Raw genomic sequence first — 7,291 nt, forward strand, 5'->3', positions numbered from 1 at the left:
GGACGTACTTCCCCTTTTCTCCTTTGCGGAAAGAAGAGACAAAGCCGTACCCCAGCAGTTCAAACCGAACCGGACGACAGATTGCCGTCTTGTCCTTATTCACCAGTAAACGTAAATCCTCTTCAATAAACCGAGTCATCGAACGTAACACCCGGTAAGCCGACCGCTTTGAGCGCAGGAAAATACTGCAATCATCCGCATAGCGGACAAAGCGATGACCACGTCGGGTGAGTTCCTTGTCCAGCTCGTCCAATAGAATATTGGACAGCAAGGGACTTAGTGGCCCGCCCTGCGGCGTTCCCTTGTCCCGCTGGCCAACTACCCCACCGAGCAAAAGGCCGGAAGTAAGGAAGCGATGGATCAGTTTCAGTAAAAGAGGGTCTTTCACCTTGCGGCCCAGCAGCTTGAGCAGCAGGTCGTGGTTGACTTCGTCAAAGAAGCTTTTCAAGTCCAGGTCAATGATGTCCTGGTAGCCTTCGTTGATATAGCTTTTCGCTTGCCGCAAAGCCTGATGGGCGTTGCGGCCGGGGCGAAAGCCATAGCTGAAGGGGGAAAAGTCCTTATCGAAAATCGGGGCCAGTACCTGATGGATGGCCTGCTGGATGAAGCGGTCCGTCGTCGTGGGGATCCCCAAAAGGCGGGTTCCTCCGTTCGGCTTGGGAATTTCTACGCCCCGAACCGCCAGGGGGCGGTAGGTTCCGGCGCGTAGTTCCGCTTTGATGCGTGGCCAATGCTGGCGCAGATGACCAGACAGGTCATCTACTGTCACACCATCCACGCCACTACTTCCCCGGTTGCCCAAGACGCGGTCATAGGCAGTGCGCAAGTTCGACTTGCTTAGTATCCGGTCGAGTAGTGAATACATAAACGAACAAAATTTCTTGCCTTTCCGCACGATGGCTGTGGTCAAGACTGCACCCCGCTTAGCGGTCGGTGGTCAATGTTTGGTCCACACCCACCGGTTGTTCCGGCGGTTCACGTTCAGGCCTTCGGGTCTAGTCTCTCGGGCGTGGCAACTCACAACATGGCTTTACTCCACGGCTTCCCGGTTTACTTCCCTACTATGCCCTCGGCTGACTTCTCCGTGCTGTCAGTCAATGACTACGGAGACCTCCCTGGGTAAGCACATCCTCTTTCTACTGATCGCGGCCGTATCTACTTTCCGGAGATTGTTGGCTACGGCCTTTGACATGATGTGCTGCCTTGACCGCTTCGGAAAGCCTCTTATACGGTTCCTGTTCGTCCGTACCAGTATTTGCAGTCCCGCTTACTTCAGACCCGGAGTCACCTCACGCGCCCTTGCGGCTTGCTAGGTAGCTTCACCAACTCGCTACCAGTGGACTTGCACCACTTAGAAAACTCGCTATCTTTAAAGCGAAGGATGTGCATTCCAGGCACACACAAAGCGCCACTGTCAACCCGGCTAAGGCCGGGCTGCGTTGGCGCTCCCGTTCTACCCAATTAAAAAATAACATATAAAACATAAAGCTTGAAGGAAGTAGTCAAATATACTATTCAACCGGAGGATTGGAAATATTGTGCAGTGGTAGATCTAGGTATAGAAGGATATGTTGAAACAATACTTTCATTCGAGAATCATGGAATAAGGATATTTCGACCATCAGATCTAAAATTAAGCCATGGACATGTTATTGAAATATACTCTCCTAAAAAGGTATATGACAATATGGAATCGGCATTTGATGGATCAACTGAAATACTTCAAAGATTTTTGAATAGAGTAAGTTTCATCACATATCAAGATCACAATAGGGTAAGACCAATAAGTATTACCAGGTATAAAGTTGATGAAGGGGAAGAATTTGAAATGCTTTTGACCTTAGATATGTCTCATGGTATTCCAAGGCCAAAATTAGAATCAAGCGATTTTGATCAACTCTTGAAAGACTTTGATAATAATGAGGTCAATCACGCCCTTCATGAAATGAGGTTAGCACTTAAATCTGAATCACTTTTTGAAAAACTATTACATTTTTACAATGTAATTGAACAGTACGCAGAGCTGAAAACTACCGAAAAAGCCAAAAGAAAATGCCCTAATTGTGGTGAAGTTTCTGAACTTGAACATAAAGCAACAGGAAATAAAATGAGGGAAGCATTTAGTAACCTGGGATTTTCTAATAAAGACTTTAAAGATGTCAGAAAGCTGAGGTCAAAAATAGCTCATGGTTCTTCAAGTAATTTAATTATCGAAGATGAAGAGTTGCACAAATGTTTGTCGATTGTTGAGGAAGTAGCAGTTAATTCTCTTTCTGATATTACAGAAATCAAAATTTTTGCTGCAAAATTTCCAAGGATAATTAAACAAAGATGCATTGTGAATGGTGTTAAACTTCAAAACCATACAGGTAAAGAGAGTTATTGGAGAAAAATAGCAATAAAGTTGAGGATTCCTTGGCTACAAAGAAAAACGTCAGGACCTGCTTCTTATGATATACTGAAGATGGAAATGGGATTCGAAGGAAAAATGATTGGATTGGATGACCAAGGGAAACACGATATGTCATGGAAACCCTTATTTGGTCCAATAGGAGGGAGACCTGAAATATTTCCGTATGCCTGGCCCTATTGATATAAATGGATATCAAACTGGGTAGAACAATGCGTATATTCCATGCCGGTTAAACACCGGCGCGGCATATACGCCAGACGTTGGAGAGAAAGTCTCCCCTGCGCTCCGCCCTTCTCTCCAACGGTAAGGTGCTCTGCGCATGAAGTCAACGGAAGAGCGCTGCTGCGCCCTTCCGCCAACACCATGCCTGCGGCAATTTCCAAATTCCAAAAATTTTTTTCGAGCTTCGCTCGACACAATTTCCGTAATTTCAAAACTGCGCAGAGCACCTTACCGTTCGGCACAAGCAAAAAAATAAAAAATGGATACAATAATTGAAATATTGATTGATAAATCAGGAAGCATGGGAGTTTTCAAAGGAGATGAAAACAATGAAAATAAGTACTTGCTTGAGGATGGTTCGACTCGAACTGACTTAATTAAGAAAATGATGATTCATGAAATAATTCCAACTATTGACTATGCGAAAAAGATTACAATAAGAACATTCAGAACTGTAGGGGAGAAATATGACCAATTAGAAGTTAAAGAAATATATTCAGGCGGATTTGATGGAAACGATATAATTGATACGATTAATTCGCTTGAAAACCCACCATTAGGAGGAACTCCAATTTCAGCAGCATTGGAGGAATCAATCAACGAATTGGCAAAATCGGATTATAGAAATCACGATAGAAAAATTATTCTTCTGACAGATGGAGAAGAGAATGGCAAAGGTAATTATCTTGAAACTGCTCAAAAGGCAATTGACTTACATGGAATTCCTTGTAAAATATTTATAGTAGGAATTAGTCAAGATGATTCTGCAAGAATGAAATCAAAACAGCTTGCAGAAATTACAAATGGAAACTATTTCAATGTAAGCTCACTCAATTACAATAAAGAATATATTAAAAGTGTTTTATCGCCCTTAAAAACTCAAGTTATTAAAAGTAGCTTAGAAAATTTAACTACTCCTACTGATGTCAAAGCTACTCAGTCAAACCAAGTAACATCACCTCCAAGAAATACAGACATATCAAAAGAACCTGAAAAGCAATCTGAGTCAATAAAAATAGAAACACCAACAATACATAAAGAATCTATTCAAGACAACAAGACCGAAGAGATTTCAACGATAATAAACCAACCTGAAATCTTTCCAAGAGAGAATAGAGAATTAAAAGAAGTTGTAGAGAAAAATTCAAAAGCTCTTAATCTAATTACAAAACAACTTGACAATTTAAGTCAAGAAATTTCGAGCTTAAAAGGAAATTTCAATAATTACGAAGAACAAGAAGAAATAGTAATTACAGAAAATCGTGAGGTAAATGAGCAAGTTAGAGATGCAAGTGAACGATTTTTAAATGAAAGACTAAAATCGAAATATTCTGACAGACTAAAATGGCTTAATGAAAATGGTGAAAGTGGAGCTGACCATGATTTTGAAGTATTAGATGAAGACAATTCAGTTGAATATTTTATTGAATGTAAGGGAAGTAAAGGAAATGAAAAATTCTTCTATTTGACAAAGAATGAGTGGAGTTTATTTATCCAAAACACAAAGAATTACCAAATATATTTTGTTTCAGACGCATTAACTTCTCCCGAAATGACAAAAATAGATAACTTGTTAGATTGGATATTAAAGGGAAAAATTTATCCCATGTCATTTAAAAATAGAAAAGTGAAAGCAGAAAGAATCATGATGACAATAATTGGAAAATAAAGCCTGTGCCGAACAAAGCATACCCGTCAAGCTGCTCTGAGCGGGCAGCCTGCGGGTATGCGGACCGTTCTGCGCAACATCTATGCGGACAATCCAAATGATCATATTGTAATTTTCATTGTGAAACCGGATTTGTATATTTGCTGTCTCATAATACGTTCTCAAATAATCATAAATTAATATGTATAATGTAGGTGAAATAGCAAAAGCAGTAATGCTATCATCTTTAAAAAGTGCTTACACAATGGTGGGTAATTTTTTTGGAGGTGGAGTAGTGATTTTAGTTTTCTTGCTACAATTCAATGTTTCTTTAGAAAAAAGTTTATTATACGGATTGCTCGGATTTATATTGTTCTTTTTGATCACATTTATAGTGAAGTTTTCAATAAAAGCTAATCAGATATTAGAAATTCAGAATGCAAAAATTGAAGATTTAGGAAAATCACAGTTACTTCCCAATGGAGTTGATATTGATGACATTTACCCCTTCAGGTATTTACATTATGAAGTTAATAGAAATCTTTTTGTTATTAATGAAGATGCTGAACATTTAGCTTCATCAGGAGAATTGATATGTAAAGTTGTAGGTGGAAAATACAGCGTAAGTCACATTCCCCATACGATGTCAACTGGAAAACTAAATCTAAAGAGGTATGAAGGAATCAAAGTTTGGGCAGATGAAAGCAGTTTCAAACGTACGACTGGAGGAAGAATAACTTTTGAGAATTTTAAGTCGTCTGGAGAGGGAGTTCATACTCAAGTGAACTTTATGCCTGCTTTAGCAGAAGGTGAAATAGCTGAGTACAAAATCAGATGGGAGTATCCTAAATCGAAAGTTTTCAGCATAGAGCAGTTTAACTATTTAAGATTGACAGGAGTCTTTCCTAATTCTAAGGTTACTGAATCATTCTCTAGACAAGTAAGCGTTCCGTGTGATAAGTTTATTTGTGCAGTCAAATTTCCTTCGAATTACAGGCTTACAAGTGCCCCTGAGATGATCGTTAAAAAGAGAGCGCAAGATATTAGGATTGAATCAACAAGAGCCAATTCGAAATTGTCGACGTTTTATAATTCACAAAACAATAGTGATCAAATTATTCTTGACTTAGAAAATCCAATATTGAATTTATCGTATGGGATTCACTGGATACCTCCGACCTTGGATAGTTTAAAAGATGCTGGATTTATCGATGAAGAAAAAATAGACTTAATTAGGAAAAGTATTGGCCATTCTCAGTAGATTAGAGAAGTTAAACAATTGAATGTAAATTTATGCAAGGTGGATAATGTTAATGATATTCCTAGTAATAGTTATTTACAACAACAATATGTTGTGGGAGAGCATGTAGACCTTTACTTGCCACACCATGTTGGTCTTCAGCCAATTAGGGTGTTGAATAACATTGCTTTATATAGATTGATACATGAACGATCAACTGTAATAAAGCTTCTTAGTATAGCAGTCAAAAATCACGGTTTAGATCCAGAGGTGAAACTTATTCAAGGTAATGACTCGCTGAAAATTATTGGAGTTTCTGGTAGAATGTGGCGAACTCCCTACATAAATACTGAAAAAAGGTTAGAAGCCCACGAAACATTTTTATCACTACTGTGGATTTTATCATATAGCATTTTTGTATTGTATAGTGAGAAGTACTGTTATCCAAGATTACCTGACTATAAGACGAATCCAAAGTATGATAATGCTTCTGAAAGAATAGAACTTGCCAAAAGGCTTTATCGATATGGTAAGCAAATTGTTGTAGATTTTATCGATTGGGACAAAAATGAATTGCCCAACCCAGAAAAGTACATAGTTCAAGAGTTAGACTATATAGGTCAAACAAAACTATATTATACCGAAGCTTACAAATTTATAATGTACCATGAATTAATTCATGCAGTTGAACATATTGACAAAATTTCAAAAGAAACTGATGATAAGACTAAACTTGATTTTGAAATAGAGGCAGATGAAAAAGCGTTGAAAATTTTATATGCTGACGTACATCAAGGTTATAAGTTCATAGTTAAATGCGGTTCAGTAATCTCGATATCATCAGCTATGCTGTTGTCTTCTAAAATAAAGGGAAGTACACATCCGTCGTTTATAGAAAGGCTTAAGATGGTTTTAGAATTTGAAAAAACTAATGATGATCATTTTGCATATGGATTTGCTTGTATTTCAATAGAACTTTGGGCAGAGCAATGGAGTGTTGACCTTGATGCAAATGATGATTTAAATGATTGTGAAAGATTTGAGTACTATTATTCTCAGTTGAAAAACAAATAAGATGCGCAGAACACAGCGCCACCGTCAACCGGCAAAGGCCGGCTGCGTTGGCGCTACCGTTCTGCCTCCTTAGAGAAAAAAGAAAAACATGAATAAAGTACTAATCCTAATTTCTATTTTAATTATTAACGAATGTTCCAGTAGCCTTCCCTAAAAACAGGACAGCTTAAAACGTCAAATTCATTGTTGTTGACCCCTTCCCCAAAGGCGCAACCGCCTAAACTAGAAATTTCAACCCCTATTGACCCCTTCCCCAAAGGCGCAACCGCCTAAACTAGAAATTTCAACCCCTATTTATACTGTTGCACACAGCTCATTAGGCGGGATCCCGCCCAATGAGCTGTGTGGTCGAAATTCATTGTAATCTCGCCGCCAAGCTTCAATTTTCTCCCTGGCGTCGTTCAAAGATAAGAACCAATTGGTATTTAGACATTCATCGCGAAAGCTTCCGTTGAATGACTCAATGAACGGATTATCAGTCGGTTTACCAGGCCGTGAAAAATCTAGGGTGACGTTTTTCTCATAAGCCCATTTGTCCAACACTCTAGAAATAAACTCACTTCCATTTGTAGCCTTCCCAAACTTTGGACAGTCTCAAATTAGACGTTTTCGGGGTGTTTGCTACCCGTAGACAGCTCCCCTTGGTCCGGGATGCGATCGTGCAAGGCCGCGCCGGCCCTTAAGGGCGGCGCGT

6 protein-coding genes and 1 pseudogene are annotated in these 7,291 nt (G+C 39.2%); 4 read left to right on the plus strand and 3 right to left on the minus strand.

The annotated features are described in order from the left end of the window. Nucleotides 1-865 (minus strand): group II intron reverse transcriptase/maturase (ltrA, locus tag E1J53_RS23690; RefSeq protein WP_154640293.1); only part of this gene is annotated, 865 nt, incomplete at its 3' end. A 624-nt stretch (nt 866-1,489) separates the two neighbouring features. On the opposite strand from ltrA, the gene mauJ reads away from it, so the two are divergent. After that, nucleotides 1,490-2,593, plus strand: coding sequence for a methylamine utilization protein MauJ (mauJ, locus tag E1J53_RS23695; protein WP_134274838.1), 1,104 nt, complete (start codon nt 1,490-1,492; stop codon nt 2,591-2,593). Here mauJ and E1J53_RS23700 read toward each other — a convergent pair. Next, nucleotides 2,587-2,904, minus strand: coding sequence for a hypothetical protein (locus E1J53_RS23700; RefSeq protein ID WP_134274837.1), 318 nt, complete (start codon nt 2,902-2,904; stop codon nt 2,587-2,589). The genes mauJ and E1J53_RS23700 overlap by 7 nt on opposite strands. Here E1J53_RS23700 and E1J53_RS23705 point away from each other — a divergent pair. From E1J53_RS23705 to E1J53_RS23715, 3 genes are all read left to right on the plus strand, one after another. After that, nucleotides 2,895-4,304, plus strand: coding sequence for a DUF3883 domain-containing protein (locus tag E1J53_RS23705; RefSeq protein ID WP_134274836.1), 1,410 nt, complete (start codon nt 2,895-2,897; stop codon nt 4,302-4,304). The two genes, E1J53_RS23700 and E1J53_RS23705, sit on opposite strands and share 10 nt — an antisense overlap. 181 nt (nt 4,305-4,485) lie before the next feature. Beyond that, nucleotides 4,486-5,544 (plus strand): hypothetical protein, encoded by a 1,059-nt coding sequence (locus E1J53_RS23710; RefSeq protein WP_134274835.1) that lies wholly within the window; start codon nt 4,486-4,488, stop codon nt 5,542-5,544. A gap of 39 nt (nt 5,545-5,583) precedes the next feature. Further along, on the plus strand, nt 5,584-6,597 hold the full coding sequence (locus E1J53_RS23715; protein WP_134274834.1) for a hypothetical protein: 1,014 nt from the start codon (nt 5,584-5,586) through the stop codon (nt 6,595-6,597). A 294-nt stretch (nt 6,598-6,891) separates the two neighbouring features. Here the strand turns inward: E1J53_RS23715 and E1J53_RS23720 are convergent. Continuing rightward, nucleotides 6,892-7,164: pseudogene (locus E1J53_RS23720) on the minus strand (integrase core domain-containing protein); the annotation flags it as partial. Between the last annotated feature and the right edge of the window lie 127 nt (nt 7,165-7,291).

It is taken from the genome of Lewinella sp. W8, assembly GCF_004375085.3.
Lineage (GTDB): Bacteria > Bacteroidota > Bacteroidia > Chitinophagales > Saprospiraceae > Neolewinella.